This window comes from Clostridioides sp. ZZV14-6345, assembly GCF_020657775.1.
In the GTDB taxonomy this organism is placed as follows: domain Bacteria; phylum Bacillota; class Clostridia; order Peptostreptococcales; family Peptostreptococcaceae; genus Clostridioides; species Clostridioides difficile_D.
In genome coordinates, this window is the sequence record NZ_JAGWCX010000255.1 from 1 (window position 1) to 265 (window position 265).

A 265-nucleotide genomic window follows, 5' to 3' on the forward strand; every position below is an offset into this window, starting at 1 on the left:
TGGGGAGTGCTTTTTTCATTTCTCCAAACAACAGTATTTTTTTCATCTATAATTATCAAATCAATTTCAATGTCTTCTAAAATTTCTGTTGCAGTACAAATTAGATTATCTAAGTCAAAACTTCGAGTTATCTCTAGTTGTTTGTTATTTAATTCTCTTTTTAGTATATAAGTTTTAAAACACATTTATATTATTATCCTTTCTCACAAAGATATTTTAATTAATTTTTTATCATAGTAATGTTTAAAAGTAGATAAAACTAAAA

Annotated in this window: 1 protein-coding gene; it reads right to left on the reverse strand. The window is 22.3% G+C overall.

The genetic code is table 11. The features are described 5' to 3' along the window. Positions 1-185, reverse strand: a 185-nt coding sequence (locus KGF39_RS19695; protein ID WP_227823604.1) for a hypothetical protein, incomplete at its 3' end; no start/stop codon positions are given. Between the last annotated feature and the right edge of the window lie 80 nt (positions 186-265).